Origin of the sequence: Couchioplanes caeruleus (assembly GCF_023499255.1) — a bacterium.
Classification (GTDB): Bacteria; Actinomycetota; Actinomycetes; order Mycobacteriales; family Micromonosporaceae; genus Actinoplanes; species Actinoplanes caeruleus_A.
Genome location: NZ_CP092183.1, coordinates 2,186,478 through 2,213,251, shown reverse-complemented (window position 1 = coordinate 2,213,251; position 26,774 = coordinate 2,186,478). Strand labels below are relative to the sequence as shown.

At 71.9% G+C, this 26,774-nt stretch carries 22 protein-coding genes and 1 riboswitch; of the genes, 13 read left to right on the top strand and 9 right to left on the bottom strand.

The features are described 5' to 3' along the window. Positions 1-25 precede the first annotated feature (25 nt). The 4 genes from COUCH_RS10445 to COUCH_RS10430 are packed head-to-tail and all read left to right on the top strand — an operon-like array spanning position 26 to position 3,010. Positions 26-424, top strand: coding sequence for a TOBE domain-containing protein (locus COUCH_RS10445; RefSeq protein ID WP_249611867.1), 399 nt, complete (start codon positions 26-28; stop codon positions 422-424). Further along, entirely contained in the window at positions 421-1,173 is a 753-nt protein-coding gene (gene modA, locus COUCH_RS10440; RefSeq protein ID WP_249611866.1) for a molybdate ABC transporter substrate-binding protein, read from the top strand. The genes COUCH_RS10445 and modA overlap by 4 nt, the downstream gene beginning before the upstream one ends. Continuing rightward, complete coding sequence (locus COUCH_RS10435; protein ID WP_249613658.1) at positions 1,170-1,961, top strand: ABC transporter permease; 792 nt, start codon at positions 1,170-1,172, stop codon at positions 1,959-1,961. The genes modA and COUCH_RS10435 overlap by 4 nt, the downstream gene beginning before the upstream one ends. Beyond that, positions 1,958-3,010 (top strand): ABC transporter ATP-binding protein, encoded by a 1,053-nt coding sequence (locus tag COUCH_RS10430; protein ID WP_249611865.1) that lies wholly within the window; start codon positions 1,958-1,960, stop codon positions 3,008-3,010. The genes COUCH_RS10435 and COUCH_RS10430 overlap by 4 nt, the downstream gene beginning before the upstream one ends. Here COUCH_RS10430 and COUCH_RS38850 read toward each other — a convergent pair. Beyond that, complete coding sequence (locus COUCH_RS38850) at positions 2,998-6,582, bottom strand: alpha-L-rhamnosidase (RefSeq protein ID WP_275980092.1); 3,585 nt, start codon at positions 6,580-6,582, stop codon at positions 2,998-3,000. The genes COUCH_RS10430 and COUCH_RS38850 overlap by 13 nt on opposite strands. Before the next feature lie 127 nt (positions 6,583-6,709). Here COUCH_RS38850 and COUCH_RS10420 point away from each other — a divergent pair, with 127 nt between their 5' ends. Beyond that, positions 6,710-7,288: a DUF1684 domain-containing protein gene (locus COUCH_RS10420; protein WP_249611864.1), complete on the top strand. Its 579-nt coding sequence runs from the start codon at positions 6,710-6,712 to the stop codon at positions 7,286-7,288. Between the two features lie 69 nt (positions 7,289-7,357). Here the strand turns inward: COUCH_RS10420 and COUCH_RS10415 are convergent, their stop codons facing one another. The 3 genes from COUCH_RS10415 to COUCH_RS10405 all read right to left on the bottom strand — a co-directional run bounded on the left by COUCH_RS10415 (position 7,358) and on the right by COUCH_RS10405 (position 9,548). Further along, on the bottom strand, positions 7,358-7,939 hold the full coding sequence (locus COUCH_RS10415; RefSeq protein ID WP_249611863.1) for a hypothetical protein: 582 nt from the start codon (positions 7,937-7,939) through the stop codon (positions 7,358-7,360). Between the two features lie 2 nt (positions 7,940-7,941). After that, the gene (locus tag COUCH_RS10410; protein ID WP_249611862.1) at positions 7,942-8,541 is read right to left on the bottom strand and encodes a hypothetical protein; all 600 of its coding nucleotides are present in this window, start codon (positions 8,539-8,541) and stop codon (positions 7,942-7,944) included. 194 nt (positions 8,542-8,735) lie between these two features. Then, positions 8,736-9,548, bottom strand: a complete 813-nt coding sequence (locus tag COUCH_RS10405; protein WP_249611861.1) for a DUF2589 domain-containing protein — start codon at positions 9,546-9,548, stop codon at positions 8,736-8,738. A gap of 407 nt (positions 9,549-9,955) precedes the next feature. Between COUCH_RS10405 and COUCH_RS10400 the strand changes: the two genes are divergently transcribed. Both COUCH_RS10400 and COUCH_RS10395 read left to right on the top strand, forming a co-directional pair. Next, entirely contained in the window at positions 9,956-10,498 is a 543-nt protein-coding gene (locus tag COUCH_RS10400; protein ID WP_249611860.1) for a GNAT family N-acetyltransferase, read from the top strand. A 41-nt stretch (positions 10,499-10,539) separates the two neighbouring features. Then, the gene (locus tag COUCH_RS10395) at positions 10,540-11,358 is read left to right on the top strand and encodes an SAM-dependent methyltransferase (protein WP_249611859.1); all 819 of its coding nucleotides are present in this window, start codon (positions 10,540-10,542) and stop codon (positions 11,356-11,358) included. A gap of 32 nt (positions 11,359-11,390) precedes the next feature. Here the strand turns inward: COUCH_RS10395 and COUCH_RS10390 are convergent, their stop codons facing one another. From COUCH_RS10390 to COUCH_RS10380, 3 genes are read right to left on the bottom strand one after another with little or no spacing between them, the layout of a single operon-like run. Next, positions 11,391-13,601, bottom strand: a complete 2,211-nt coding sequence (locus COUCH_RS10390) for an FtsX-like permease family protein (protein WP_249611858.1) — start codon at positions 13,599-13,601, stop codon at positions 11,391-11,393. Beyond that, positions 13,598-14,281 (bottom strand): ABC transporter ATP-binding protein, encoded by a 684-nt coding sequence (locus tag COUCH_RS10385; protein WP_249611857.1) that lies wholly within the window; start codon positions 14,279-14,281, stop codon positions 13,598-13,600. Before COUCH_RS10385 ends, COUCH_RS10390 begins: the two co-directional genes overlap by 4 nt. Then, positions 14,278-14,802: a PadR family transcriptional regulator gene (locus COUCH_RS10380; RefSeq protein WP_249611856.1), complete on the bottom strand. Its 525-nt coding sequence runs from the start codon at positions 14,800-14,802 to the stop codon at positions 14,278-14,280. The genes COUCH_RS10385 and COUCH_RS10380 overlap by 4 nt, the downstream gene beginning before the upstream one ends. Positions 14,803-14,955: 153 nt before the next feature. On the opposite strand from COUCH_RS10380, the gene COUCH_RS10375 reads away from it, so the two are divergent. The 5 genes from COUCH_RS10375 (at position 14,956) to COUCH_RS10355 (ending at position 21,084) form a co-directional block, all read left to right on the top strand. After that, complete coding sequence (locus COUCH_RS10375) at positions 14,956-15,360, top strand: DUF6188 family protein (protein ID WP_249611855.1); 405 nt, start codon at positions 14,956-14,958, stop codon at positions 15,358-15,360. 46 nt (positions 15,361-15,406) lie between these two features. Next, positions 15,407-16,048, top strand: coding sequence for a TetR/AcrR family transcriptional regulator (locus COUCH_RS10370; RefSeq protein WP_249611854.1), 642 nt, complete (start codon positions 15,407-15,409; stop codon positions 16,046-16,048). Beyond that, positions 16,042-17,778, top strand: a complete 1,737-nt coding sequence (locus COUCH_RS10365; protein ID WP_249611853.1) for an ABC transporter ATP-binding protein — start codon at positions 16,042-16,044, stop codon at positions 17,776-17,778. Before COUCH_RS10370 ends, COUCH_RS10365 begins: the two co-directional genes overlap by 7 nt. A gap of 85 nt (positions 17,779-17,863) precedes the next feature. Then, positions 17,864-19,816: an ABC transporter ATP-binding protein gene (locus COUCH_RS10360; protein WP_275980091.1), complete on the top strand. Its 1,953-nt coding sequence runs from the start codon at positions 17,864-17,866 to the stop codon at positions 19,814-19,816. A gap of 116 nt (positions 19,817-19,932) precedes the next feature. Then, the gene (locus tag COUCH_RS10355; RefSeq protein WP_249611852.1) at positions 19,933-21,084 is read left to right on the top strand and encodes a hypothetical protein; all 1,152 of its coding nucleotides are present in this window, start codon (positions 19,933-19,935) and stop codon (positions 21,082-21,084) included. Between the two features lie 52 nt (positions 21,085-21,136). On the opposite strand, the gene COUCH_RS10350 is transcribed toward COUCH_RS10355, so the two are convergent. Beyond that, the gene (locus tag COUCH_RS10350) at positions 21,137-24,010 is read right to left on the bottom strand and encodes a Calx-beta domain-containing protein (RefSeq protein WP_249611851.1); all 2,874 of its coding nucleotides are present in this window, start codon (positions 24,008-24,010) and stop codon (positions 21,137-21,139) included. A gap of 14 nt (positions 24,011-24,024) precedes the next feature. Next, positions 24,025-24,104: riboswitch (cyclic di-GMP riboswitch) on the bottom strand. A 271-nt stretch (positions 24,105-24,375) separates the two neighbouring features. Continuing rightward, positions 24,376-25,032: a methyltransferase domain-containing protein gene (locus COUCH_RS10345; RefSeq protein WP_249611850.1), complete on the bottom strand. Its 657-nt coding sequence runs from the start codon at positions 25,030-25,032 to the stop codon at positions 24,376-24,378. A 193-nt stretch (positions 25,033-25,225) separates the two neighbouring features. Between COUCH_RS10345 and COUCH_RS10340 the strand changes: the two genes are divergently transcribed. After that, positions 25,226-26,746 carry a glycoside hydrolase family 16 protein gene (locus tag COUCH_RS10340; protein WP_249611849.1) on the top strand — a complete coding sequence of 507 codons (1,521 nt, stop codon included), beginning with the start codon at positions 25,226-25,228 and terminating at the stop codon, positions 26,744-26,746. Positions 26,747-26,774 lie beyond the last annotated feature (28 nt).

Genomic DNA, 26,774 nt, shown 5'->3' with positions numbered 1-26,774 from the left:
CGCAGATGCGGCTATGCTGGCGGGCGTGACGACGTACCGGATCGGTGAGGCGGCCGAGCTGCTCGGGGTCAGCGCTGACACCGTGCGCCGCTGGGTGGACGCGGGACGGCTGGCCGCGGCCCGCGACGACCACGGCCACCGCAGCATCGCGGGCGCCGACCTGGCGGCGTACGCGCGCTCCCTGGCGGCCGACCCGGGCGCCGGCGCGCACCGGTCCTCGGCGCGCAACCGGCTACGGGGCCTGGTCACGGCCATCACCCGGGACGCGGTGATGGCCCAGGTCGACATCCAGGCCGGGCCGTTCCGGGTGGTGTCGCTGATGAGCCGCGAGGCGGTGGACGACCTGGGCCTCGAGGTCGGGTCGGTGGCGGTGGCCGTGATCAAGTCGACGACGGTGGTCGTGGAGCGGGGGGACGACGGATGAGGACACGGCTGGTGGCCGCGCTCGTGGCGGTGCTGGTGACGACGGGATGCGGCGCCCAGACCGCCGACCGGGACGCGGACAAGAAGATCACCGTGCTGGCCGCCGCGTCGCTGACCGAGTCGTTCGACCGGATCGGCGCGCTCTTCGAGAAGGCGAACCCCGGCACGGACGTCGTGTTCTCGTACGGCGGCAGCTCCGGCCTGGCCCAGCAGATCACCGCCGGCGCGCCCGCCGACGTCTTCGCCGCGGCGAGCCCGGCCACGATGAAGACGGTCACGGACGCCGGGGACGGCGGCGCGCCGGTCACGTTCGCCCGCAATCAGCTGGTCATCGCCGTGCCCAAGGGCAACCCGAAGGGCGTCGCCTCGCTGGCGGCGCTGGCGAAGCCGGGCATGAAGGTCGCGTTGTGCGCGACGCAGGTGCCGTGCGGCGCGGCCGCGCAGAAGGCCCTCGCCGCGGCCGGCGTCGCGCTGAAGCCGGTCACCCAGGAGCAGGACGTCAAGGCCGCGCTCGCCAAGGTCAAGCTGGGCGAGGTGGACGCGGCGCTGGTCTACCGTACGGACGCGCGCGCGGCGGCGGCCGACGTGGCGGGCGTGGAGTTCCCGGAGTCCGCGTCGGCGATCAACGACTACCCGATCGTCGCGCTGACGAAGGCGCCGAACCGCTCCGGTGCCGACGCGTTCGTCGCGTTCGTGCAGACGCCGCAGGCCCAGCAGGTGCTGGCCGACGCAGGGTTCCAGCGGCCCTGACCAGGCTGCGCTCCCGGGCCCCGCTCGCGCTGGCGATCCCCGCGGTCGCCGGCCTGGCGTTCCTCGTGCTGCCCCTGGCCGGCCTGCTGATCCGGGCGCCCTGGTCGACGCTGCCGCAACGGCTGACCGAGCCGGGCGTGCTGGCGGCCCTGCGGTTGTCGCTGGTCACCGCCACCCTCGCGACCGCGTTGTGCCTGCTGGCCGGCGTACCGCTGGCCTGGCTCCTGGCCCGGACCACGTTCCCGGGGCGACGCCTCGTGCGGGCGCTGGTCACCGTGCCGCTGGTGCTGCCGCCGGTGGTCGGCGGCGTCGCGCTGCTGCTGGTCTTCGGCCGCCGCGGGCTGCTCGGCGGCTGGCTGGACGCGACGTTCGGCGTCACCCTGCCGTTCACGACCGCGGGCGTGGTGCTGGCCGAGGCGTTCGTGGCCATGCCGTTCCTGGTGATCAGCGTGGAGGGCGCCCTGCGGGCGGCGGACGCGCGTTACGAGGAGGCGGCCGCGACGCTCGGGGCGGGCCGGTGGACGGCGTTCCGTCGGGTGACGCTGCCGCTGATCGCGCCGGGGGTGGCCGCGGGCGCGGTGCTGTGCTGGGCGCGCGCGCTCGGCGAGTTCGGCGCCACCATCACCTTCGCCGGCAACTTCCCCGGGCGTACGCAGACCATGCCGCTGGCCGTCTACCTCGCGCTGGAGCAGGACCTGGACGCGGCGATCGTGCTGAGCCTCGTGCTGCTGGCGGTGTCGGTGCTGATCCTCGCCGGCCTGCGCGACCGCTGGCTGGGTACGTCGTGACCCTCGACGCGCACCTCGTCGTGCGCCGGCCCGGCTTCACGCTGGACGTCCCGCTGCGCGCCGAACCGGGCGAGGTCGTGGCGCTGCTCGGCCCGAACGGCGCCGGGAAGACAACCGCCCTGCGCGCGCTGGCCGGGCTCATCGCGCTGGACGACGGGCACGTCCGGCTGCACGACCGCACCCTCGACGACCCGGCGTCACGGCGGTTCACCGCGCCCGAGCAGCGGCGCATCGGCGTCGTGTTCCAGGACTACCTGCTGTTCCCGCACCTGTCCGCGGTGGACAACGTCGCGTTCGGGCCGCGGTGCCGTGGCCTGTCCCGCGCCGAGTCCCGCCGGCGCGCGGCAGAGCTGCTGGACCGGGTCGGGCTGGGCGAGCACGCCGGCAAGAGGCCCCGGCAGCTCTCCGGCGGGCAGGCGCAACGCGTGGCGCTGGCCCGGGCGCTGGCCACCGAGCCGCAGCTGCTCCTGCTCGACGAGCCGCTCGCGGCGCTGGACGCGCGGACCCGGCTGGACACCCGCGCGCACCTGCGTACCCACCTCGGCGCGCATGCCGGGCCGACGGTGCTGGTCACGCACGACCCGCTGGACGCGATGATGCTCGCCGACCGGCTCGTCATCGTCGAGGACGGCAGGGTCGTGCAGACCGGTGACGCGGCCACGATCACGTCGCGGCCGCGCACCGACTACGTCGCCCGGCTCGTCGGGCTGAACCTTTACCGGGGTCGCGCCGACGGCACCCGGGTCCGGGTCGGCGACGGCTTCACGCTCACCACCGCGACCCCGCACACCGGCGACGTGTTCGTGGCGTTCCCCCCGGCCGCGGTGGCGCTCTACGCCGTACGGCCGGAGGGAAGCCCGCGCAACACCTGGCCGGCGAGCGTGACCGCGGTGGCCCGGCACGGCGACGCGCTGCGCATCGAGCTGACCGGCCCGGTGGCGGTGGCCGCCGACGTGACGCCGGCGGCCGCCGTCCAGATGGGACTGGAACCGGGACGCGAGGTGTGGGCCAGCCTCAAGGCGACCGAGGCGACCGCTTACCCCGCCTGAGCGGTGAACGTGTACGAGCCGGAGGGCAGCGCGTACGACGCCGTGCCGTTCTGGAAGCCCTGCGGCACCGCCTCGGCCGGTGCGGTGACCGCGGCGGCCGAGGACGCCGGAACCTGCACGGTGGCCGTGGTGTTCGGCGGCACCACGACGGTCAGGGTCAGCACCGGACCGCTCTTCGTCCACTGCGTACGCGTCTGGCCGTACCCGGTGGTCAGCGACGTGGTCGCGGTCGTGAGCGAGCCGCCGGGCCTCGGCGCGATCAGCAGGTCCTGGTATCCCGGCGTGGCCGGGGCCAGACCCCCGACGCTGCGGTAGAGCCAGTCCCCGACCGAGCCGAGACCGTAGTGGTTGAAGGAGTTCATGCCGGGGTCCTGCAGCGAACCGTCGGGCCGGATCCCGTCCCAGCGCTCCCAGATCGTGGTCGCGCCGCGGGAGTTCATGTAGCCCCAGCCGGGATAGTCCGGCTGCTGCAGGATCCGGTACGCCGTGTCGAGGTGCCCGTGCTCGGCCAGGACCGGCAGCAGGTTCTCGACGCCCATGAAGCCGACGGACAGGTGCCCGTTCCGGGACGCCACCTTCGCCGCGAGCCTGTCCGCCACCGCCTGCTGCCGATCGGCGGGCACCAGGCCGAACGCGAGGGCGAGGACGTAGCCCGTCTGGCTGTCGGCGCCGACAGTCCCGTCCGCGGCCACGAACCGGTTGGTGAAGGCCGCGGCGATCCGGTCGGCCAGGTCGCCGTACGTGGCCGCCTCCGACGTGCGCCCGGTCGCGGCCGCCATCCGCGACACCAGCCGCGCCGACCAGCCGAAGAACGCGGTGCTGGTCAGGTCGTTGGCCGTGGGGTCGTCGACGTTGAGCCAGTCGCCGTACGTGTCCTGGTTGCGGATCAGGTCGGCGCCGGCGGTGCCGCGCAGGTAGTCGACCCACCTCGCCATCGCCGGGAACGCCCGGTCCACCGCGGACAGATCCCCGTAGCGCTGCCACAGCACGTACGGCACGATGACGCCCGCGTCACCCCAGCCGGCCTTGCCGCCCCAGCCCAGCACGTCCGGCGCGACGTCGGTGAACGCCCCGTCGGCGTGCTGCGCGTCGACCAGGTCGTCGGTGAACTTGGCGAGCAGGCCGTGGGTGTCGAAGTTGAACGTCGACGTGGCCCCGAACGCGGCGATGTCGCCGGTCCAGCCGAGCCGCTCGTCGCGCTGCGGGCAGTCGGTCGGGATCGACAGCATGTTGGAACGCGCGCCCCAGAGGATGTTGTGCTGCAGCTGGTTGACGAGCGGGTCGGAGGTGGTGAACGTGCCGGTCTGCGCGCCGTCGGTCCACGCGGCGAGGCCGGTGAGGGTGTCGGCGCCCGGTGCGGCGGGGAGGCCGGTCACCTCGACATAGCGGTAGCCGTGCACGGTGAAGTGCGGTTCGAAGGTTTCCGTACCCTGTCCGGCCAGCGTGAACGTGTCGGTGGCCTGGGCGGCCCGCAGGTTCGCGGTGTAGAGCGTGCCGTCCGCGTTGAGGATCTCGCCGTGGCGCAGGGTCACCTTCGTACCGGCCGGGCCGGAGACCCGCAGCCGGTTCCAGCCGGCGAAGTTCTGGCCGAGGTCGGCGATCCAGACGCCCGGCTTCGGCTGCGTCCACGCCACCGGCTTCAGCTCCTGCTGCACGGTGACGCCCGGGTCCACCTGGGCCACCATGTGCGGCGCGGGCGCCGATCGCAGCGTCACCGGCTGGGCCGGGCCGCCCGCGAGGCGGGCGTCCTGATCCTCGCCGTGGTACAGGTCGTCGGACACGATCGGGCTGGTGGTCGCCGACCACGTTCCATCCGTACGCACCTCGGCGCGCGTGCCGTCCGCGTACTCGACGTGGAGTTCCGCCGAGTACCAGGGCGAGGTGCCGTAGTGCTGGGCGCCCGCGAAGCCGATGCTGCCCGAGTACCACCCGTTGCCCAGCAACGCCGAGAGCGTGTTGTCGCCCTGCTTCAGCGCGGTGGTCACGTCGTACTCGCGGTACTGCAGGCGCTTGGCGTAGTCGGTCCAGCCCGGCGCGAGCCGCTCGGCACTCACCTTCGCGCCGTTGAGGTACGTCTCGTGCAGGCCGAGCGCGGTCGCGAAGAGCCGGGCCCGGGCCACCGGCCCGGTGACCGCGAACGTCTTGCCCAGCCGTGGCGCCGGATTCGGCACGACGACCTGGGCGCCCCACGGACCGGCGCCCGCGGCGGCCGTCGCCTTGGCGGCCGGCCACGCGCTGTCGTCGAAGCCCGGCTGCTGCCAGCCGTCGGGCGCGGACTGCGCCGCCTTCCACGTCGCGTCGGTGACGGCCGTCGCGGCGCCCTGCAGCTTGGCGATCAGGCCGGCCGGGCCGGTCGAGGTGTTCGACGCGGCGATCGCGATGGTGTTGCGCCCCGTGCGCAGCTGCGCGGTGACGTCCACTGTGGTCGCGCGCTTCCAGGAGTCCGTGACGCGGCGCGAGGAGCTGACCGGCACCCCGTTGACCCAGACGTCGGCGGTGTCGTCGCCGGTCACGACCAGCGTCGTGTGCCCGGTGGCGGCGAGATCGACCGTACGCCGGAAGTACCGGGTCGCGGCCGGGGCCTCCACGGTCGGATCGCCCTCGGGGTACCAGATCCAGGACGCGCCGGTGAGGTTCGCGCCGCCGGGGGCACCGATGAAGCCGGCCTGCCAGGCGTCGAGGCCGGTGTCGAACCGGGCCGGCGCGCTCCACGGGCTCGGGCGGCCCTGCGCGTCCCAGACCCGGACGCGCCAGTGGTAGGTGCGGTCGGCGGCCAGCGCGGGGCCGCCGTACGTGACGTCGACGGACTGCCGGGACGCGACCTGCCCGCTGTCCCACACGTCCGCGGCGCCGGGCTGGGTGCCCACGGTCACCTGGTACCGGCCCTGGACCTGCCCCTTGGCCGAGGTGACGAGCCGCCAGCCGAAGTGCGGCTTCGCCGCGTCGATGCCGACCGGGTTCGTCCGCCGCTCGGTGGTGAGCCCGGCGACGGTGACGGGCGAGGCGGCGAGGGCCGGCAGCCGCACGTCCTGTCCCCACGGCCCGGTGCCGTACGCCCCCAGATCCCGCGCGGACACCCCGGCCTGCAGCGTGGTCGTGGCCGCCTGCCAGGCGCCGTCGGTGACGAGGTCGGCGGTGCCGGCGGCCGAGGCGACGCGGAGGTGGCCGAGGACGCCGGCCGGGCCGCCGTTGTTGCGGGCGGCGATCGTGAGCGTGTTGGTTCCGGGCCGCAGCGCCGCGGCCAGGTCGACGGCGAGGGCCTGCTTCCAGGAGTCGGTGGTCCGCGGCGAGGCGGTCAGCCACGTGTCGTTGAGCCACACGTCGACGGTGTCGTCCCCGGTCACGAGGAGACCGGCTTGGGTGTACGGGCCCGCCGGCGCGGTGAACGTCCGGCGGAGATAGCGGGTCGCGGCGGCGGGCGGTTCCTCCGGATACCAGATCCAGTGCGCGCCGGACAGCGTTTCAATGCGGCGTTCAACGGGGCGGGCGGCGGCGGGCGGGGCGCAGAGGGGGATCGAGAGGGCGGCGGCCACGGCGGCGGTGCCGATGCCGGCCAGGACGGTTCTTGCCATGCGGTTCTCCTCGGTGGGTGAGAAGGGCACGGAATCCAGTCACGGATTTAAACGTTTCAATACCGTGACTCCTCGAGCCTAGGCCGAACAGCAAGATCCACTCAAGGGACCGGGCTACCGTGGGGGCGTGCAGGCACTCGAACTGGCCGACTACCGAGCGGCCGTCGCCCACCTCTACCTGACCGCCACGGACCTCGCCGACTTCCGGGCCCGGCGCGACGCGCTCTTCGCCGGGCATTCCCAGTCGCCCATCCCGCGCGGCGAGCCGTTCGACGGGCTGCGCTACTTCCCCGCGACCGACGAGTTCATCGCCGAGGTGCCGCTGCGCGAGGCCCCGGGCGAGCTCGACATCGACACCGGCGGCGCTGACGGCGTGTGCCACTACGAGCGGGTCGGCGTCCTCGGCACACCATGGGGCGAGCTGTCGCTGTGGTGGCTGTCCGCGTACGGCGGTGGCCTGTTCCTGCCGGTCCGCGACGCCACCAGCGGCCCCGAGACGTACGGCGGCGGCCGCTACCTGACCGACACCGTGAAGGGCACCCACGGCCGGGGCCTGCAGATGCTCGGCCCCGACCGGGTGCGACTCGACTTCAACTACCTCTACAACCCGAGCTGCGCGTACGACGACCGGTGGCTCTGCCCGCTGGCGCCGCCCGAGAACACGCTCAGCGAGCCGATCCGCGCCGGCGAGCTGCGATACCACTGACGGCCGCGGGACCGGATGCGCCGGCACGGCTCAGCGGGCCGGTCGGCCGGCGGTTGGTCGGCCGGCCGCTCAGCGGGGCCGGTCGGCCGCGACCAGCAGGTCGGAGATGAGCAGCAGGACGTCGGTGACCGACACCGTCATCGCCACCTGCCGGGCCGCCGGGCGGATGCCGGCGTCGGCGCACAGCGTCTGCCACAGCTGCTCGAGCTCGAGCTGCGTGGGCGGGTCGTCGGCCGAGCCCGGCACCATTCCCCGCTGCGCCGCCACGGCGAGGATCGGGACCAGCTGGTTCTCAGCCGCCGTCAGGCTCTGCCGGGCCTCGGCGAAGTCCGCCCGCAGCCGGGCTCCCCCGGCCACCAGCGCGTGCAGCACGATCGACCGCTCCGCCTCGCGCCGGTGCGCCGTGATGCGCTCGAGGGTCAGCGGGTGCATCCCGCTGCGGGCCGACGACAGCTGCGCCCCGAGGGCCAGCATGTCGCTCTCGGCGTCCGCGTCGCCCAGCTGCTGATAGCCGGTGGACGCCTGGCGGAGAAACTCCGCGGTGGTCGCCACGATGTCCAGGTCGAGGGCCGTGTACGCCCGCATGGCGTCGTTGCAGGAGCCGAGAAGGGTCTCCAGCCGTCCCAGCCGGTCGTGCAGGAAGCGTTGCATGGCTACTCGAACTCCACGACGGTGTGCGTACGCCCGCTCTCGCCGTCCTGAACGGACCGGAAGTAGACGCCCTCCTCCAGCAACTCCGCGCGGACGGTGCAGACGGAGGCGTCGTTGCTCCCGTTCTTGACCACGTTCGTCACCGGGTTGACGAGCAGGCTGTCGATCGCGGTGCGGTCCACCACGGTCCGTTCGCCGACCTTGGCGAGCACCTCCGCCATCGTGGTCGCGAGCAGGTCACGCCCGCCGTCCCACCGGGCGAAGAAGCCGGTGAGATCGGCCTCGTCCAGGCACGCCCTGACGACGGCCGTCCAGCCCAGCGTCACCAGCGTGTCGGGGTGCCGCGGCTCCGCGTTCGACACCAGTTGCTTGTAGAACTCGGTCGCGAGCTCCTCGACGACCGGCGATTCCGGGGGTTCCTTGAGCTCCAGGTCGCTGAGGCCCTTGTCGCGGAGCCGGGCCAGCTCGACGGCCACCCGTACCCCCTTCGCGTGGTCGGCGATGAACGTCACGAAGTCCTGCGCCGGGAAGTCGAACCGGACGGTCTGGTCGAACCGGGCTCCGGAAATGAGGACCGGGATGGTGAGGTCCAGCTTCGGCATGGTGAAACGAGGGGCGGGGAAATAACGCATCACGTCGTCCGCCGCATATCGTTGCGCTACTTCGCGAGAATAACCGTCCGCCATCTCCCGGGCCTTGACGAGCTCCAGAAGAATGAAACCGGCATAGTCGCTCAAGGTGATTTCGGCCACGGTCGCCCGCCCCTCGTCTCGTCAGTTCACTCGGTCGGGGATCGTCACGCGGAAAGCATTCCGAGAATCTTCTCCAGGCCGGCGGGGATCTCGTCCTGCACGGCCTTCACGTTGACGTTCAACGCATATTCCTTCTTGACTTCCACGTTGGTCGACGTCTGGCGCTGGTACGACGCGGACACCTTGAAGTTCACCGGGCCGAATCCGCCGCCCACCTCGGCGCCGACCTTCAGCTGGTCCGAGACGCTGGCGGTCTCCACCGAGTTGAGCTTCACGTTGAAGTCGATCACCACCTGCTCGATACGCAGGGACGGGATCGGCAGCATCGCCAGCAGGGGCACCCGGACGAAGATCTTCGTCGTGCCGGGATTCCCATCTTTGTCCAGGTCCGTGCGCTTGTGGCTGAAGTCCACCATCACGAGTTCTCGCTTGATGGCCACCGGCTGACCGTCGGCGGGCTCGGGACCGGTGGTCGCGACGTCGGTGAAGCCCACCTTGTTGATGAAGTCGATGGTGGCCAGCGAGGACGCGACCTGCGCATCGACGGCCGCCTGCAACGGGCCTCCGATCATCTTCTTGAAGTCGATGTTGTTCAGCTCCGACGTGAAGTTCGTCGTCGGCGCGTCGAGTCCTTGCGGCGCGGCGGCCGCGGCGAGCGTCGCGCCCAGCTGCGCCGCGGCCCGGCCGGTGTCCGCCGTGGCCTCGGCGGGCGAGACGGCCACCTGCCCGGCGGGCAGGTCGCCCGACGGGACGGCGAGTGATGCGGTGGCGGGGTCGGCGGGCCCGGCCGCCGCCGGGGCGGCGGACCGGGTGGTCGCGTCCACGTTGTGCTGCTCGGGCGAGTTCGACGAGGTCATGCGGTACCTTCCGATGAATCGCCCCCGGGCGGGGGCGTGACTGTGGGACCGGACGATGGATCCGCCGGCGGCGGTGGTACTGAACGCGTGCGGACGGATCGCTCACGCACCGCCGGCATCGCCGACGGACGGATGTCCATGAATTCGATCGCGGAGATGCGCCGTCCCCGGGACGGCATTCGACGCTCTCGCCATTCTTTGGCGTTCGCCGATCTTTTTCCGCTTCGCACCACCGCAGGAATTGCTCACTCAGGTTAGAGCGCCGGATCGGACGGCAAAGACAGACTGTCGTAGATCTTTCAACGCGTATTCCGCACCCGCGGACCCGAATAGCGCGTCCGCGGGGCACGGGGCACCGGCAGCCGCAGCTCAGCGCGGGAGCCGGCGTGATTACGTACGCTCCAGCGGTGATCGAGCTTCCCCGCATCCGCATCGTCCAGCTGAGCGTCACCGCCCTCGAGGCACTGAGCCGCCAGGATCTCGCCGCCGCGCAGGCCGCCGCGCCCGTACCGCTCAGCGCCTGGCTGGCCGGGCCCGACAACAGCGGCCTGTGGCTGCGGCGGCACCGTCAGGTCGTGGCGGATCAGGAAGAGGCCGCGTGGGTCACGGGCGTGGTCTGGGACGAGGAGGCCGGGCGGGCCGTCGGCCGGGCCGGGTACCACGGGCGGCCCGAGGAGGGGCTGGTCGAGATCGGGTACGCCGTCGACCCCGCGTACCGCCGCCGCGGCTACGGCGGTGCCGCCCTGGCCGCCCTGCTGGAGCGGGCGGCCCGGGAACCGGAGGTCCGCACGGTCCGGCTGTCGATCCGGCCCGACAACGTGCCGTCGCTGGCCCTCGCCGCCCGGCACGGCTTCCGGCAGGTGGGCGACCAGTGGGACGACGAGGACGGCCTCGAGCTCGTCTTCGAACGGCCCGCCCTCGCCCGAGGGACCCTGGGGATCGGTCATTAGGATCGAGAGGTGACGTTCTTCGCCCAGGGGTGGGAGGCAGCGTGAGCGGCGGCAACGGGGAGCCCGGTGCGGCAGGCCGGTTCGACACGACGGTCGCGCACCCGGCCCGGCGGTACAACTACTGGCTGGGCGGCAAGGACCACTTCGCGGCCGACCGCGCCTCCGGCGACGCCATCGAGGCGGCGATGCCCAGCATCCGGCTGATGGCGATCGAGAACCGGCGGTTCCTGGGCCGGGCCGTGGAACACCTCGCCCGCCAGGGGGTGCGGCAGTTTCTCGACATCGGCACCGGCATCCCCGCGCCCGACAACACCCACGACGTGGCGCAGTCCATCCAGCCCGCCACCCGGACGGTGTACGTCGACAACGACCCGATCGTGCTGACCCACTCGCGGGCGCTCGTCACCAGCGGCCCGGAGGGTGCGATCACCTACCTCGACGCGGACCTGCGCGAGCCGGACGTCATCCTGGCCCACCCCGACCTGCACGCCACCCTCGACTTCACCGAGCCCATCGCGCTGCTCCTGGTCGCGGTGCTGCACTTCATCCGCGAGGACGAGGACCCGCAGGGCATCGTCGACAAGCTCGTCGGCGCCCTGCCCTCCGGCAGCTACGTCGTCGTGTCGCACGCCACCTGGGAATACCAGACCCCGGAGGCGATCGCCGAGCTGTCGGCCAACAACCCGGGCGGGCGCTTCGTGCCGCGCACCGGTGAGCGGCTCGCGGAGCTGCTGCACGGCCTCGAGTTCGTGGAGCCGGGCCTGGTGTCGGTGTCCCGCTGGCGCGCGGAGAACGAACCGCGGCCACGGCCGTCCATCGAGGACGTCTCCTGCAACGGCGTGGTGGCCCGGGTCCCCTGAACCCCGTCGCCGGGGGACCCGCGGCCGTCTCCTCATTCGTTGCGGGCCGCCTGCGGTCCGGTCACGCGCCGCAGCAGCGGCAGGGTCGAGGCGATGACCGCCAGCGACGCCAGCAGCCCGCCCGCGACGAACGCGTAGTACGCCGCGCCCGGCGAGTGCAGGGACAGCCTCATCTGCGCCTTCAGGAACAGGTGGGCGCTGGCGAACCCCGCCGCGGCCGACACCAGCGCCGCGCTCAGCAACGGCGTCACGCTCTCCAGCGCGATCATCCGGCGCAGCGTCGCCAGCGGGACACCGGTGAGCCGCAGCAGGCTGAACGGCCGGGCGCGCTCGGTCAGGCCGCCCGCCACGCTCACCGCCAGGCTCAGGCCCGCGATGGCCAGGCTAACGAGGATCACCACGTTCGACAGCCGTTTCCAGCCGTGGAAGACGCGGCTGGTCTCGGCCTCCCAGTCGCCCTGGGTGATGGGTCCCCACCGCGTCGGGTACGCGTTGCCGATCGCCGTACGCACCCGTTCCACCGCCGCGGTGCTGCCGTCCGTCTCAGCGACCAGGGACATCGCCCGGAACGAGCTGAGCCGGGCGGGGTCGACGCCCGCGGCCGGCCAGGCACGGGTGAACTGGTCCGGGCCCACCAGGTCGGGGAACACCCAGGCGACCTCGGCGCCCGGGGCGCACTGCTTCGCCCCGGGGGCCCGGGCGATGTCGGCGCAGGACGCCAGCGCGTACGGGAAGAAGAACTCGGTCTTGCTCTCCGGGGGCGGCGGCACGTCGTCCGGCGCGACCCGGACGGTGACCGCCGCGCGCACGCCCGGCAGGGCCGTGAGGCCGGCTGGCACGACCGTGCCCGTGGGCGCGGTGTTCTCGTCGCGGAAGATCAGCCCCATCTCGTCGGTGTAGCCGCTGCCGCTGCGGTCGCGGTCGGCGGCGATCGCGGTCATCACGCCGACCGCCACGCTGGTCACGAACAGCGCGAGCACGAGCCCGCTGACGGCGCGGAAGCCCGCCTTGGGGTTGTCGGCCAGCCGCCGCGCGGCGATCAGCGACTCCGGCCGGCGCGCCCGCCGGGCCATCAGCCTGGCGGCCGCCATCGTCAGCCAGGGTCCCGCCACGAGGAGCCCGATCATGACGACGAGGATGCCGGGCAGGAACGCCAGGATCTGACCGTTGGTGGTGTCCGGCCGGTGGCCCACGAGGAAGGCCAGCTCGGCGATGCCGAGCGCCAGCGGGATGAGACGGTACGCGCGCGGCGGGCGCGGCGTGACCCGCCGGCTCACCCCCAGCGGCGATATCTGTACGCGGCGCAGCGACACCCACGCCATCACGGCGGCCGCCAACGGTACGCCCAGCGCCACGGCGAGGATCCCCCACACGCCCGGAGACAGGTCCGAGGTGAACATCGGCGCTCCGGTGAACGGGATCGCGGCGAGCGGGGCCCGTACGGCGTAGAACAGCGCGAAGCCGGCGATCGTACCGGCGAGCGCGGACACCGTCGACTCCACTGTGGAGACGACGACGACCTGTCGCGGTGTCGCACCGACCAGCCGCATGGCCGCGAAGCGCTGCTCGCGCCTCGCCGCGGCGAGCCGGGTCGCCGAGCCGACGAGGATCAGCAGCGGGAACACCAGCGCCGCGGCGACCACGGCCAGGATGAGCTGGAGGCCGGACGAGGGGATGCCGGCCCAGCACCCGCCGGGGCAGCTCTCCGGCGCGGTGTCCGGGATGCGCGAGACGCGGGTCGCGCCCGGACGCGCGGACATCTCCTGCGGGGTGTAGCCGGCGACCGCGACGAGCGAGTTCGGGGCCGGTAGCGCCTCGGGCCCGATGGTTCCGGCGAGCCGGGCCGGGAAACGGGCGGCGAGCTGGTCGGCGGGCTCGGCGGCGAGCAGGTCGCGCAGGGCGGGCGAGGCGTAGAACTCGCCGGGGCCGGGCAGCCGCGGCAGTCCCGGCGGCACCGGCGAGCCCGGCCCGGTGGCGGCCAGGTCGACGCGCCCGATGGGGGCGCGGTCGTACGTGTCCACGCGCAGCTGCCACCAGAGCGGGTCCCGGTCGCCCGGCGCGGCCGGGTGCACCGCGGCGTTCGCCCAGCCGTACCGGTCGTTCTGGCGGCCGACGCCGTTCATGCCGGCCACCGCGGCCAGCACCATCGCGACGCCGAGGGTCACCGCCGCCGCGATGATGACGAGCCGCGCCGCGGCCTCACGGCCCCCCGCCACCGTGAGCCGGATCGCGAAGCGGATCATGACACGGCCGCCTCGGCGGTCAGCGGGTACGCCTTGCCGTCGCGGACCACGACCTCGCGGTCGGCGTACGCGGCGACCCGCGGCTCGTGGGTGACCAGGACGACGGTGGTGCCCTCCGCGCGCGCCGCGTCGACCATGAGGTTCATGACCTGTTCGCCGGTGAGCGAGTCGAGGGCCCCGGTCGGCTCGTCGGCGAAGAGCACCCGCGGGCGCGCCACCAGCCCGCGGGCGAGCGCGACCCGTTGCGCCTGGCCGCCGGAGAGCTCGCCGGAGCGCCGGCCCTCCAGCCCGTCGAGGCCCAGCCGGGGGAACCACTCCCGCGCCGACCGCACCGCCTCGGCCCGGCGTACGCCCCCGAGCAGCAGCGGCAGCGCGACGTTCTCCTCGGCGGTGAGCTCGGGCACGAGCTGACCGAACTGGAACACGAAGCCGAACCGGTCGCGCCGCAACGCGCTGCGCTCGCCCTCGCCCAGCGTGTCGATCCGCCGGCCGTCGAAGTGGATCTCGCCCCGGTCGGGCACGAGGATGCCGGCGAGGCAGTGCAGCAGCGTGGACTTGCCGGAGCCGCTGGGTCCCATGATCGCGACGATCTCGCCCGGCTCGACGGCCAGCCCGGCGCCGCGCAGGGCCGGGGTGCTGCCGAACGACAGGACGACGTCGTGGGCGGCGATGATGCTCATCTGCGTACCTCCGCTGCGAGGGCGTCGAGGCGGGCCGCGGTGAGCTCGATCCACCGCAGGTCGGCCTCGAGATGGAACAGGCCGTGGTCGGCGAGCAGCGCGTCCACGAGGGCGCCGTGCCGCTTGATCTCGGTGAGCTCGCGCATCCGCTTCAGGTGCGCGGCCCGCTGGGTGTCGAGGTAGGCCTCGGCGGGCCGGCCGAGCATCAGCGCGAGCGTCACCTTGGCGAAGAGCGTGGTCTGCAGGTGCGGCTCGGGCTCCACCGGCTCGGCGAGCCAGGTGTCCACCTCGGTGGCACCGCGCTCGGTGATGACGTAGCGCTTGCGGTCCGGCCCCTCCCCCGGCCCGACCTCGCTCATCACCACCTTGCCGTCGCGCGCCAGGCGGCTGAGGGTGTTGTAGACCTGCCCGTAGGACAGGGGCTTGCCGCGTCCGAAGTAGGCGTCGTAGTCGCGCTTGAGGTCGTACCCGTGGCTGGGCTCGCGCTCGAGGAGTCCCAGGAGTGTCAGCGGCACCGTCATGCCGACGACTATACGCTCGGCGTATACGCTGAAGGAATAGTAAATCCCATCCGGTCTTTAAGGCCCCGTTATGAAAGTCCGGGCTACGGTCCTGCCGTCAGATGCTCCGACGAGCCGATCGAGGTGCAGGTGTTGCCGGTCATGGTCGCCGACATGGACGCCGGATGGCGCCCGCGGCAAGCGCAGTCCATCAACGTGCTGGTCGGCCGCAAGCTGCAGTACCTGCGGCTCGGCCACGCCATCGTGCTCACCTTCACCGGTCACGCCCAGGTGGTGATCGAGAGCGTCGCCCGCCTGGACGGGCCGTACGGCCGCGCCGACGTGGAGCCGGGCGAGCACCCGTCGGACGCGCTGGCCGCCCTGCTCGGCGACGTGGTGAGCAGCGCGCGGACCCGGGACACCGGCGAACTGGAGCTCGGCTTCCGCAGCGGCGCGCGGCTGCTGGTCGAGGTCGACGCCGAGTTCGAGTCCTGGGCGGTGGCCGGGCCGGGCGGCGTGCTCGTGGTCTGCCTGGCCGGCGGGGAGCTCGCCGTGTGGGGTGACACGCCCCGGTCGTGACAAATGTCAGTGGCTGAGTGAGCGCTCGCTCATTAAGCTTCCCCGCGTGACTTCTCCGCGCGAGCACGTACGCCGCCGCCGGGTGCCCGCGATGGCGCCCGACGACCGGCGGGCGGCCCTCATCGCCGCCACCGTCCCGCTGCTGCACGAGGTCGGCGTCGACGTCAGCACCCGGCAGATCGCCCAGGCCGCCGGGGTCGCCGAGGGCACGATCTTCGGCGTCTTCCCGGACAAGCAGTCGCTGATCGTGGCCGCCCTCCTGCAGGCGCTCGACCCGCAGCGCACCCTCGACGCGATCGCCGGCATCGGCCCCGGGGGCGACCTGCGCCACCGGCTGGCCCGGGCCGCCGAGCTGATCCATGGGCGGTTCACCGAGAACGCCCAGCTCATGACCGCCGCCCGCAAGCTCGTGCTGGCCGCCGCGGCGCCACCGGAGGCCGCCGCCCGGATGGCGTCGGCCCGCGAGCGCCTGCAGGCCGCGCTCGCCCGGCTGATCGAGCCGGACGCCGCGCTGCTGCGCCGGTCGCCGGGCGACGTCGCTCAGCTGCTGCTGCTCTTCTGCGGAGCAAACTCGTACGGGCCGTTCGGCGACCCCGCCCGCTTCGACGGCGCGGAGCTGGTGTCGCTGCTCCTGGACGGCCTGCTCGTCCCATCCGAATCGACCACGGGGGTGCCTGAGAGGTGCTGATCCGACTCCTGCGGGACCGGCTGAGGCCGTACGGAAGACCGATCGCTCTGGTCGTGCTCTTCCAGTTCGTCGCCACGCTGGCCACGCTCTACCTGCCCACCCTGAACGCCGACATCATCGACAACGGCGTGGTGCCCGGCGACACCGACTACGTGCTGCGCGTGGGCGCGGGGATGCTGGGCGTCTCGCTCGTCCAGATCGTCGCCCAGGTCGCCGCCGTGTACTTCGGGGCGCAGACCGCCATGGGGGTGGGCCGCGACATCCGCGCCGCCATCTTCGGCCAGGTCATGGACTTCTCGGCCCGCGAGGTCGGCCAGTTCGGCGCGCCGTCGCTGATCACGCGGACCACGAACGACGTCCAGCAGGTCCAGATGCTGGTGCTGATGACCTTCCTGCTGATGGTCTCCGCGCCGATCATGTGTGTCGGCGGCATCCTGCTGGCGCTGCGCCAGGACGTGCCGCTGTCGTCGCTGCTGCTGGTGATCGTCCCGGTGCTGCTGATCGTGGTCTCGCTGATCATCGCCCGGATGCGGCCGCTCTTCCGGACCATGCAGGTCCGCATCGACAAGGTCAACCGGGTCATGCGCGAGCAGATCACCGGCATCCGGGTGATCCGCGCGTTCGTCCGCGACGAGCGCGAGCACGCCCGGTACGGGGTGGCCAACGAGGAGCTCACCGACGTCTCGCTGCTCGTCGGCCGGCTCATGGCGATGATGTTCCCGACCGTGATGCTGATCGTGAACCTGTCCAGCGTCGCGGTGCTCTGGTTCGGCGGCCACCGCATCGACAGCGGGGCCATGCAGGTCGGCGCGCTCACCGCGTTCCTGAGCTACCTCATGCAGATCCTCATGGCGATCATGATGGCGACGTTCATGTTCGTCATGATCCCGCGCGCCGAGGTCTGCGCCGAGCGCATCGAGGAGGTGCTGGGCACCCACACCTCGGTCCGCGTACCGGCCGAGCCGGTCACCGAGCTCGCCCGGCACGGCTACCTGGAGCTGCGCGGGGTCGACTTCCACTACCCCGGCGCCGAGGCGCCGGTGCTCTGCGGCGTCAGCCTCTCGGCACGGCCCGGCGAGGTCACCGCGGTCATCGGCAGCACCGGCTCCGGCAAGACCACGCTGCTCAACCTGGTGCCCCGGCTGTTCGACGCGACCGGCGGCGAGGTGCTCGTCGACGGCGTGAACGTGCGCGACCTGGACCCCGGGCTGCTGTCGCGGACCGTCGGGCTGGTGCCGCAGAAGCCGTACCTGTTCAGCGGCACGGTCGGGTCGAACCTGCGGTACGGCAACCCGGACGCGACCGACGACCAGCTGTGGGCGGCGCTCGAGGTGGCGCAGGCCCGCGACTTCGTCGAGCGGATGGAGGGCGGCCTCGACGCGGCGATCGCACAGGGCGGCACCAACGTCTCCGGCGGTCAGCGCCAGCGCCTGGCCATCGCGCGGGTGCTCGTCCACCGGCCGGAGATCTACCTCTTCGACGACTCGTTCTCCGCGCTCGACTACGCCACCGACGCGGCACTGCGGGCGGCGCTGGCCCGGCAGACCGCGGACGCGACGGTGGTGATCGTGGCGCAGCGGGTCAGCACGATCCGCGACGCCGACCGCATCGTCGTGCTGGACAACGGCCTGGTCGTCGGCACCGGCACCCACACGGAGCTCATGGACACCAACGAGACGTACCGCGAGATCGTCCTTTCCCAGCTCACCGAGCAGGAGGCTGCGGCATGACCGACTGCACCGAGCCGCGCCCACCGGCGGCCGGCCCCGGCCGCAAGCGCGAGGGCCGCGACGGCATGCCCACGGGAGGCACAGCATGACGGCGCCCGCGAGAAGGCCGGGGCCGCCGATGGGCGGTCCGGGCCGGATGATGGCCGGCGGCATGCCGGCCGAGAAACTCCAGGACTTCAAGGGTTCCAGCAAGCGGCTGCTCGGCATGCTGCGCCCGCAACGCGCCCTCGTGGCGCTCGTGATGCTGCTGGGGACCGCCAGCGTGGCCCTGTCCGTCGCGGGTCCGCGCATCCTCGGCCACGCCACCGACGTGATCTTCGACGGCATCGTCGGCAAGAGCCTGCCCGCCGGGGTGCCGAAGGAGCAGATCGTCGAGCAGTTGCGCGCCCGGGGCGAGACGAACCGCGCCGACATGCTCGCCGCCATGCACGTCGTACCCGGGCGGGGCGTCGACTTCGACCGGCTCGGCCACATCCTGCTGTGGGTGCTCGCCGTCTACCTGGCCGCGTGGCTGTTCGGCGTGATGCAGGGCCGGCTCACCGCCCGCGTCGTGCAGGCCACGGTCTTCCGGTTGCGCGAGGACGTCGAGGCGAAGCTGTCCCGCCTGCCGCTGTCCTACTTCGACAAACAGCCCCGCGGTGAGGTGCTGAGCCGGGCCACCAACGACACCGACAACATCGCGCAGACCCTGCAGCAGACCTTCGCGCAGCTCGTCACGTCGCTTCTCATGATCATCGGCGTGCTCGGGGTGATGTTCTGGATCTCGCCGCTGCTGGCGCTGATCGCGCTGGTCACCGTACCCGTCTCGGTGTGGGTGACCACCCGCATCGGCAAGCGCTCGCAGCCGCAGTTCGTCGCCCAGTGGGCGACGACGGGCAAGCTCAACGGCCACATCGAGGAGATGTTCACCGGCCACGCGCTGGTCAAGGTCTTCGGTCGCGGCAAGGAGGCGGCCGAGACCTTCGAGGAGCACAACACCAAGCTGTACGCGTCCAGCTTCCGCGCCCAGTTCATCTCGGGCCTGATCCAGCCGGCCATGATGTTCATCAGCAACATCAACTACGTGCTCGTCGCCGTGGTGGGCGGCCTGCGGGTGGCCTCGGGCTCGCTGTCGCTGGGCGACGTGCAGGCCTTCATCCAGTACTCGCGCCAGTTCAGCCAGCCGCTGACCCAGGTGGCGAGCATGGCCAACCTGGTGCAGTCCGGCGTGGCGTCGGCGGAGCGCGTGTTCGCCCTGCTCGACGCGAAGGAGCAGGAGCCGGACCCGGCCTCCACCGGCCACCGCCGGTTCGAGGGACGGGTCGCCTTCGAGAACGTGTCGTTCCGCTACGTGCCCGACACGCCGCTGATCGAGAACCTGTCGTTCGGCGTGGAGCCCGGCCAGACGGTCGCGATCGTCGGGCCGACGGGCGCCGGCAAGACCACGCTCGTCAACCTGCTGATGCGCTTCTACGACGTGACGTCCGGGCGGATCACGCTCGACGGCGTGGACATCGCCACCATGCCCCGGCCGGAGCTGCGCGAGCACATGGGGATGGTGCTGCAGGACACCTGGCTGTTCGGCGGCACGATCGCGGAGAACATCGCGTACGGCGCCGACGCTCCCACACCGTCCGATGTGGCGGACGCCGCGGAGGCCGCCCACGTCGACCGCTTCGTCCGGTCCCTGCCCGACGGCATGGACACCGTGATCGACGAGGAGGGTGGCAACGTCTCGGCGGGCGAGAAGCAGCTGATCACCATCGCCCGGGCGTTCCTCGCCGAGCCGAGCATCCTGATCCTCGACGAGGCCACCAGCTCGGTCGACACCCGTACCGAGGTGCTGATCCAGCGGGCGATGACCACGCTGCGGGCGGGCCGTACGTCTTTCGTCATCGCGCACCGGCTCTCCACCATCCGCGACGCCGACGTGATCCTGGTGATGGAGTCCGGCGCGATCGTCGAGCAGGGCACCCACGACGAGCTCATCGCCGCGGGCGGGGCGTACGCCCGGCTGTACTCGGCGCAGTTCGCCGAGGCTGCGGTCGAGGTCGACTGACCGGCCCGGGGAGCACCCGCCCGGGTGCTCCCCGGGTGTCACTCGGTTGACCGCTCACTTCCGGCGCGCACCGGCCGAACGAATCCGGCGACATTGCCGCGGCCGGAGGAGGACTGATGCGCTACCTGTCGCTCACAGTGGCAGCCGTGGCCGGCCTCGGCGGGCTGCACGGGACACCCGCTTCCGCCGCCCCGGCCGAGGCCCCCTCCGCCATCCCGGCACCCGCGTGCTGGAGCAGTCCCGGACCCGGCTCGCAGGTCTCGCTGCGGACCGGCGCCTGCGCGGTTCCGGTCATCCCCGGACGCGCGGTGACGCTGAGCGCGGCCTATCGCTCCACCGGTACGGTGCGGGCGGTCGTCTACGCGTACAGCGCGGCCCGCGGCTGGCGGACGTGGTTCGAGGGGCCGCCGTTCGCCGCGGCCGCCGCGTGGACGCCGTTGTCGACCACCACCCCGCCCGCGCCGGCGGGCACGTCCAAGGCGGCTGTCGGGCTGATCAGCAGCTCGCCGGACCTCGACATCGACAACGTCGTCCTGCGTGACGCGACGCCCGTCCTCCGCTCCGCGCTGCGGCCCGCTTTCCGGCCGGCGTGGCCGAAGAAGGCCGGGCTGATCACCAACTCGTACGCCAACCGCAACCCGAACCGCAGGGACAGCCGCCACTCCAGGGACTGGCAGGTGACGGCGGGCTCGCTGTTCGCCCGCGGCGGCAGCGGCTACACGGGCCGGCCCGACGACGGCTCACCCGGCCCGGACTCCGCCGTGCACACCGGGTCCGCGGTCTTCCGCATGAACACCAGGCGCACCGACTTCACCAACGTGGCGGTGTCGTTCGACCTGTACGTCGCCGCGCAGACCACCACCGGCTACACCCCGGCCAGCGACTACGACGGCGTCCACATCTGGCTGCGCCACGCGTCGCAGTACGAGCTGTACGCCGCATCCGTGGTCCGCCGCGACGGCCGGCTCATGGTGAAGAAGAAGTGCCCGGGCGGCCCCAGCAACGGCGGCACGTACTACGTCCTCGGCGAGATGCCGGGCTTCCCGACGGTGTTCCGCCGCTGGGTGCCGGTGGCGGCCAGCGCGCAGAACAACGCGGACGGATCGGTGACGATCGTGATGTCGGTGGCCGGCAGGCCGGTGCTGAGCGTGGTGGACGACGGCATCGGCTGCGCCCCGATCACGGCGGCCGCACCGGTGGGCATCCGCGGCGACAACACGGAATTCCAGTTCCGCACCGTCGTGGTGCGCAACCTCTGGCAGGGCTGACACAGAACGGGGCGGCCCGATGGGCCGCCCCGTTCCTTGCTGCTCGTGAGGGTCAGCGCACCCGGATCCGGGCGCTGGTCGACGTGTTCGTCATCAGGCCGACGTCACCGTCGCCGTAGATCGTCGCCTTGTAGAGGTACGAGGCGCCGGACTTCAGGCCGGTCAGCTTCTTCGAGAAGCGGCCGTTGGCGTCCAGGACGCCGGTGCCGACCGTGCTCCACGTACCGTTGCTGTTGGCCCGCAGGAAGCGGACCGACAGGCCGGCGACGCGCGGGTCACCGTAGGCGATCAGCGTGACGGTGCCCTTGCTGTAGGAGCGGACGTAGAAGTCCGGGTCCTCCTTCAGGTACACCTTGACCGCGTTGGACTGCTGGTCGCCCACGGCCGTCCGGAACCACCAGCCGGTCGTCGTGAACTGCGGGAAGAAGCTGTAGTTCCCCGCCGAGTTGGCCGTGGTGGTGCCCAGGCTCTGCCACGGCTTGTTCGCGGGCGCGCCGATCGGCGTACCCCACAGCGTCACGGTCTGGCCGGCGGCGGCCGTACCGCTCAGCCGCAGCGAGCCGACGCCGAGGCGGAAGCTCGCCGACGACGCCAGGGTCGGCGCCGGAGCCGGCGCGCCGCCGTCGCTGGCCGCGATGGTGATGACGCCGTTGACGACCGTGCCGTTGACCGCGTTGCCGGAGGCGAGGATCGTCTCCGGGCCCTCGGGCGTGGTGTCGTCGGTCAGGTCGAGCGTCGTGATCATCACCGGGCTGCCGGAGAGCGTGCCCCCCTGGACGGTCTTCGAGACCGTGCCCGGGTTGGTGAAGTCGTTCACCGAGGCAGCGGTGCTGCCGTTGACCGACGAGCCGGCGAAGTTGATGTTGAAGACCGTGTCGTCCTGCGCGGTGCCGGTGACGACACCCATGACGTTCACGGTGTCGCCCTCTTCACCGACCGCGGACACGACCTCGAGCGACGGCGCGTCGTCGTCGTTGAGGATCGTGAGGTTCGCGTCCTTGTTGCCCGCCGTGATGTTGGCCGACGGCGCGAGCGTGACCTTCATCTGCTCGTTGGTCTCGTACACGTCATCGCCGGTGACCAGGAAGTACAGGTACCCCGTGGTCTGGCGCGCCGGGATGGTGACGGTGCTCTGCACCAGGTCGTAGTCGACGTCGCCCGGGTCGTTGCCCGAGTTGGTCGCGCTGCCCGGGACGTCGGTCAGCGTGAACGTGGTGGCCGTGTCGCTGGGGTTGGACAGCTTGACCGGGAACACCACGACGGAGCTGGTGTCGCCCTCCTGCATGGTGATCGGAGCCACCGAGAAGGTGGGCGTCGCGTCGTCGTCGACGATGTTGACGGAGACCACGCCGGCGTTGCCGTTGTTGGTCGTGTCGGCCGTCGAGCTCGACAGCGCGATCTCGAAGTCCTCGCGGTTCGAGTTGCCCGGCTCGTCGACGTTGTCGCCGACGATGTCCACGGTGAAGGTCTTGCTCGTCTCACCCGGCTTGAACGTCAGCTTGCCGGAGGTGGCGAAGAAGTCCTCGACCTCCGTGGCCGACCCGGCGCCCGTGCGGACGTCGTAGTTCACGGTGACCGTCTGGCCCGACTCACGGTTCAGCTTGACCGTGTACGTCTTGGCCGTACGCCCGCTGTTGCCCTCGGTGATGTCCGTGGTGGGCGACAGGGTCGCCGTCGGGATCGGGTCGTTGTCGATGATCGCACCCGTCGCCTGAGCGTCGCCGATGGTGGCGATCGTCGGGTTGGTGAGGGTGACGTGCATGTCCTCGGTGGCCTCGTTGATCTGGTCCGAGACCGTCTTGACGTTGATCGTCTGCGCGGTGTTGCCGGGCACCGTGGTGTTCGACGTGGCCGCCGGGAAGGTGACGGTGCCGGTCGCCGCGGTGTAGTCCGAGCCCGCCTTGGCGATGCCGTGCGTCGAGTTGGGCGCGTCCGTTCCGGGGCCGTCGGCCGCCGTCCAGGTGGCCGTGACCGGACGCTCCGACGGGCCGCTCAGGGTCGCGCCGAACGCCAGCGTGCCGCCCTCAGTGACGGTCGTGGCGGCGACGTCGATCTCGGGCTGGTCCTCGTCGTCCATGATCGTCACGAGCGCCGAGTCGGTGCCGGTCACGGAGGCGTTGGTGCCGCCCTGGACGGTGAGGGTCTGGCCCGACTCCTCGTACAGCGAGTCGTCCACGATGCTGATCGACAGCGACGTGCTGGTGTTCGTGCCGGCCGGGATGGTGATCGAGCCGGGGGTGAACGTGTAGTCCTGGGTGGCGCCGAGCTTCGCCGTACCCGGCGTGACGGTCACGGGGATCGTGACGTCCTTGCCGGAGATGGCGTCCAGCTCCGCCGTGATGTTGACCACGCCGCCGTTGATGTCCTCGGAGGGCGACGGGTCGTCGACGAAGAGCGCGTAGTGCGGGGCGGCGTCGTCGTCGGAGATCCGGCCCTCGGCCTCGAGCGTGTTGCCGTTGCCGTCCGTCACCGTGACCGTGAAGGTCTCGACGTTCTCGTCGAGGGTGTCCTGCAGCGTCTGCACGGTGAGGAACTGGCTGTCGCCGCCGTACGGGGCCGAGTTGTCGGCGGGGAACGTGACGGTGCCCGTCCCGACGTCCGTGTAGTCCTCGTCGACCGTCGCGTCCGTCGGACCGGTGCCCGTGCTGACCGTCCAGGTCAGGTTCGTGGAGCTCAGCGGGCTGGCGTCCGCGGTACGGACGAGCTCGAAGACCAGGTCGCCGCCCTCGGTCGTGCTGATCGAGTTGTCGGCAAAGGTGAAGCCGGCGAGCGGTGCGGCCTGGGCGGGCGCGCTGATGAGGACGGCCGGGGCGAAGGCGATCGCACCGGCGACGGCGGCCGACAGGACCGTCCGGACCGACTTGGGTCCACGCAGCATGAACGGTACCGAGCCGCTCTTGGCCGCATGGGCTGGTTGATAGCGCATGTACTTCTGTCTCCTTCGGCGGCTGGGCCGCCTCCCGCTCGGGAGGTCCCTGGCTTTGCGTCCCCGCCTCTCGACGGGTTTGCCTTTCTCGGTGCCGCACGCGACGGCTTGTGGAACGCCGGCGCAGGCCGGTTCGGCGCGGCCCGTGAAGCGCGGGGACAAAGCTCGCACTTGGGAACTGCGCCGACCGTACTGTAACCAGGGATTTGCGGAGGTGTGGGGGAAATGGACTTTTCGGTCGGATAGCCCCTTCCGCGGGACTTTGCGCCGACTTCTTCCCCGGCCGAACGGTGGAGGTTGCGCTGGTCAGGGCATACGCGAGCGAGGGGTGAAGCCCACGGCTTCACCCCTCGCGAATTCCGGGGTCACCCCCGCTTGTAGGCGATCAGAGACTTCGTCAGGCCCATGACCCGCTCGCTGCGCAGGGTCGACTCGGGGAAGTACGAGCGCATCTGCGTCTTGTCCACCAATTCGGTCCACAAAACGCGGGAAAGGGCCTCCTCGCGCGTGCGGCCCGGGGTGTAAGCGAGCGGCCACTTGCGCGCGACCTCACGGCGCGCGGCCACCGGGAGGAATTGCATGCCCGGCGCGATCCAGTGCGGCTCGATCGGGAAATACCGGTACGGCGTCTGCACCCAGTGCGCCGGGGCGAGGGCGTGCACGGACTCCGCGAAGCGCAGCCGGCGCTCGTGCCCGCCGACGTGCTCGATGACCGAGTTGCTGAAGACGAGGTCGTAGCGCCGGGCGGCGATCTCCGGGGGCAGCTCGCAGGCGTCGCCGTGATCGACCTCGACCCACTCCGGCAGCTCGGCCGGCGCCGGCTCCAGGTTGACGACGTGGACGTGCTTGGGGCGGACCGGCAGCTGGCGCCAGAACCCCACGCGGCCGCCGAGGTCCACCACCGACATCTCGGACAACTCGGGGAAGGTCTCCGCCAGCCAGCGCGACCGTGCCTCCCGGCGCTTCGCGCCCCAGGAGTCGGGCCTGTCGACGAGCCGCCAGCGCAGGGAGTGCAGGTTCATCGCGGCAGAATACTGGGGCCCCGGCCGGGCCCGGGAGAGCCGATCGGCCGGAGGTTGGCATTAGGACAACCTTAAACCCGGGTTAGCCGACCCGATCGAGGGTCGTCACATGTGGATGTCGAGGTTACGCTCGGCCACGACCGGCCACAGGGGATCTGGCCGGGCCCGCATTGACCTACCCGAGAAGGACACGATGTTGCGCAGGGCGCACGTGCCGGCCCACGCGCCGGCACCGCGACGGGGGATCCGTAGCACCCGATCGCTGACCATCATCGGAACGGCCGTCGTGGCGGTGACCGCCGCGACGCTCGTACCGGTGTTCGCGGACGACGACAACGGACTGACCCTGTACCCGGTGGCCGACACCACCCTCACGCAGGTGCCGCAGGACGGCGACAACAGCGTGAAGACGACGCTGGCCAGCTGCCCGGCGCTGTGCGACAACAACCCCCGGGGACGCCGCGACGCCACCCTCCAGTTCGCCGTGGACAAGCTGCCGGCCAACGCCACCCGGGTGAAGGCGAAGCTGCGGGTGTACGCCTGGAACGACTTCGCCGCCCGCATCGTGGCCCGCGCGGTCCCGGGCGACCTCAGCGCGGCCGCCACCCCGGCCCGGTTCGCCGCCGTCGGCACGGTCGAGGCGCTGGACGCGGTCAAGAAGGGCTACAACGAGTTCGACGTCTCCGCCTCCGTGCAGGAGAACGGCATGTACACGTTCGCGCTGTCGCAGGAGAACTACAACACCCGGGTCTACTGGGCGTCGCGGGAGAACTCGAAGGAGAACCTGCGCCCGGAGCTCGTGCTGTCGTACGACACCGAGACGAAGCCGACGGCCGAGCCGACGACGCCCGCCACGGTGCTGCCGCCGGCTGCCACGGCGACCACCACGCCGCCGACGAGCGCGCCGCCGGCCACCACCACCAAGGCGCCGGAGCCCACGAAGACCACCACCGCCCCGGCCACGAAACCGCCGGCCGCCACGACGGCACCGGCCCCGCCCACGGGCTGGCGGCAGGTGTGGGCCGACGAGTTCGACGGCGGCACGGTCGACCGGTCGAAGTGGAACCTGCGCGACAACGAGGGCCGCGACATCGACCTCGGCTGCAACGTGGACGACGCGAAGAACACCTTCGTCGGCGGCGGCAACCTCACCCTGCGGGCCCTGCGCGAGAGCGCCACCTGCAGCTCGCAGAACCGGCAGTTCACCCAGTCGTACCTGGACACCATCGGCAAGGCGTCGTGGAAGTACGGGCGCTTCGAGATCCGCGCCAAGTCGCCGAACAAGCCGGAGACGTCCCAGGGCCTGTGGCCGGCGTTCTGGCTGCGGCCCGACGACGGCGGCAACGGCGAGATCGACGTGACCGAGCTGCCCGGCGGCCGGGACTGGTACGACAAGTCCACCGCGGCCATCTTCTGGGACTACACGCCGGTCAAGCAGGACACCCGGATCGCGCTGCCCGGCGGCGGGTACCCGGGCGACGGCTTCCACACGTACACCACCGAATGGGACGCGAACGCCCTCAAGTGGTACATCGACGGCAAGCTGGTGTGGACACGGGACCGCAGCACCACCCCGTGGTACGACAAGGCGTTCAACAAGCCGTACAACCTGCGGCTGAACTTCCAGGTCGGCGGGTGGCTCGGCAACCCGGACAGCAGCACCCGGTTCCCGGCCGACTTCGTCGTGGACTACGTACGCGTCTACCAACGCTGACGGTCATCCGACAGGGCCCCGAGGTGTG

What these genes read in the sequence shown, in the direction of transcription:
- COUCH_RS10380 (WP_249611856.1), bottom strand. Translation starts at nt 14,802, where the DNA reads ATGACGGTGCCGCTGACACTCCTGGGACTCCTCGAGCGCGAGCCCAGC.
- COUCH_RS38850 (WP_275980092.1), bottom strand. Translation starts at nt 6,582, where the DNA reads ATGGCAAGAACCGTCCTGGCCGGCATCGGCACCGCCGCCGTGGCCGCC.
- COUCH_RS10385 (WP_249611857.1), bottom strand. Translation starts at nt 14,281, where the DNA reads ATGAGCATCATCGCCGCCCACGACGTCGTCCTGTCGTTCGGCAGCACC.
- COUCH_RS10345 (WP_249611850.1), bottom strand. Translation starts at nt 25,032, where the DNA reads ATGAACCTGCACTCCCTGCGCTGGCGGCTCGTCGACAGGCCCGACTCC.
- COUCH_RS10340 (WP_249611849.1), top strand. Translation starts at nt 25,226, where the DNA reads ATGTTGCGCAGGGCGCACGTGCCGGCCCACGCGCCGGCACCGCGACGG.
- COUCH_RS10415 (WP_249611863.1), bottom strand. Translation starts at nt 7,939, where the DNA reads ATGCAACGCTTCCTGCACGACCGGCTGGGACGGCTGGAGACCCTTCTC.
- COUCH_RS10390 (WP_249611858.1), bottom strand. Translation starts at nt 13,601, where the DNA reads ATGATCCGCTTCGCGATCCGGCTCACGGTGGCGGGGGGCCGTGAGGCC.
- modA (WP_249611866.1), top strand. Translation starts at nt 421, where the DNA reads ATGAGGACACGGCTGGTGGCCGCGCTCGTGGCGGTGCTGGTGACGACG.
- COUCH_RS10375 (WP_249611855.1), top strand. Translation starts at nt 14,956, where the DNA reads ATGGACGCCGGATGGCGCCCGCGGCAAGCGCAGTCCATCAACGTGCTG.
- COUCH_RS10360 (WP_275980091.1), top strand. Translation starts at nt 17,864, where the DNA reads ATGACGGCGCCCGCGAGAAGGCCGGGGCCGCCGATGGGCGGTCCGGGC.
- COUCH_RS10350 (WP_249611851.1), bottom strand. Translation starts at nt 24,010, where the DNA reads ATGCGCTATCAACCAGCCCATGCGGCCAAGAGCGGCTCGGTACCGTTC.
- COUCH_RS10410 (WP_249611862.1), bottom strand. Translation starts at nt 8,541, where the DNA reads ATGCCGAAGCTGGACCTCACCATCCCGGTCCTCATTTCCGGAGCCCGG.
- COUCH_RS10355 (WP_249611852.1), top strand. Translation starts at nt 19,933, where the DNA reads ATGCGCTACCTGTCGCTCACAGTGGCAGCCGTGGCCGGCCTCGGCGGG.
- COUCH_RS10405 (WP_249611861.1), bottom strand. Translation starts at nt 9,548, where the DNA reads ATGACCTCGTCGAACTCGCCCGAGCAGCACAACGTGGACGCGACCACC.